This window comes from Neisseria sp. HMSC067G12, assembly GCF_001812725.1.
Taxonomy (GTDB): Bacteria; Pseudomonadota; Gammaproteobacteria; order Burkholderiales; family Neisseriaceae; genus Neisseria; species Neisseria perflava.
In genome coordinates this window covers 1-1,156 of sequence record NZ_KV810220.1, presented here as the reverse complement: position 1 = coordinate 1,156, position 1,156 = coordinate 1, and the positions used below count along the sequence as shown (strand labels likewise).

Sequence of the window (1,156 nt, the reverse complement as noted above, 5' to 3'; positions counted from 1 at the left end):
ATAATATGCGCTAATTTATACTATATGTTGTATTGGAGGAATAATGCGCCGTGCGTTGATTGCTAAAATTAAAATCGCTCAAAAGGAGCTGGGCTTGGATGACGGTACCTATCGCGCGGTGTTGGAGCGTGTGACGGGCAAGCGGTCGTGTACGGAGTGCAGTATTCCTGAGTTGGAACGCGTGGTCGAGGATTTACGCCAACATGGGTTTACGCCGAAGAAAACGGCAGGCCGTCGTCCGAACCGCCGAAGCTCTGCCGATCCGATGATGCGGAAAATCGAAGCCCTGCTGCTGGATAACGGCTGGACTTGGAATTATGCGCACGGTACGGCGAAAAAGATGTTTAAAGTTGACCGCGTGGAATGGTTGTCCGACGGCAATATGCACAAGCTGGTGGCGGCTTTGCAGATTGCGGCGAACCGAAAGAAGAAGGAGGAATAGGAATGAGTGTAAGTTGGGAAATGACAGAGCAGGATTTTGAGGATGTGAAACATCTTCTGCCGCAGAGCGTGGTGGCGATGATTACGGTCATCGGGCTGGAAGCGGCGTTTCACATGGTCAAGGTTTGGGGCGGGACGAATTACCCGATTTCCAACCGCCGGCGCAATACGCGCCAGAGCCGAATCTTACACGCTCAACTGGTCGAGGACATCGGCGAGGAGGCTGCGGGACGATTGGAGCGAGCCTATGCCGGTCAGCCTTTCTTAGCCATTCCTCGCTGCTGGGACGCGATGCGCGAGCTGCGCAATCGATTTATCCGCCGGCAGTATGATGCGATGAGCGCGGAGGGTTTGAGCGATTTGGTTATTGTGCGCGAGCTGGTGTTGGCTCATCGGCTGTCTACGCGCAATATCCGATACATTTTGAAAGAGGCCGACCGCGAGGCGGCGGCAAGAGCGCAGACGGATTTATTTGCGGCGTAATTGTGTTGTGTGTTTCTTGTGAGTGGACCTTTGCCCTGCTTTTTGCAGGGCTTTTTTTTGTCTGCGGAACAGTAAGTGCATTTGTGCCGACCGTCTTATGCCGTCTGAAAAGGTTAAATAAGGTTTTGAAAATAAATTGTGATTTGATTTTCGGAGATGTTTATGGGCAAAACTGTAACTTTAACCGCCGGCCACAGCAACACCGACCCGGGCGCGGTCAACGGCTCCGACC

At 52.8% G+C, this 1,156-nt stretch carries 2 protein-coding genes and 1 pseudogene; all 3 read left to right on the top strand.

Annotated features, from left to right (window positions below; genetic code table 11):
• The first annotated feature begins 43 nt into the window (after positions 1-43).
• The gene (locus HMPREF2871_RS09800; protein WP_049343838.1) at positions 44-442 is read left to right on the top strand and encodes a gp16 family protein; all 399 of its coding nucleotides are present in this window, start codon (positions 44-46) and stop codon (positions 440-442) included.
• Positions 443-444: 2 nt separating this feature from the next.
• The gene (locus tag HMPREF2871_RS09795) at positions 445-924 is read left to right on the top strand and encodes a Mor transcription activator family protein (RefSeq protein WP_049343840.1); all 480 of its coding nucleotides are present in this window, start codon (positions 445-447) and stop codon (positions 922-924) included.
• Positions 925-1,086: 162 nt separating this feature from the next.
• Positions 1,087-1,156, top strand: a pseudogene (locus tag HMPREF2871_RS11575) (N-acetylmuramoyl-L-alanine amidase); the annotation flags it as partial.

Bases quoted from the DNA above. Each gene is read 5' to 3' on its own strand.
- HMPREF2871_RS09795 (WP_049343840.1), top strand. From the start codon at position 445: ATGAGTGTAAGTTGGGAAATGACAGAGCAGGATTTTGAGGATGTGAAA.
- HMPREF2871_RS09800 (WP_049343838.1), top strand. From the start codon at position 44: ATGCGCCGTGCGTTGATTGCTAAAATTAAAATCGCTCAAAAGGAGCTG.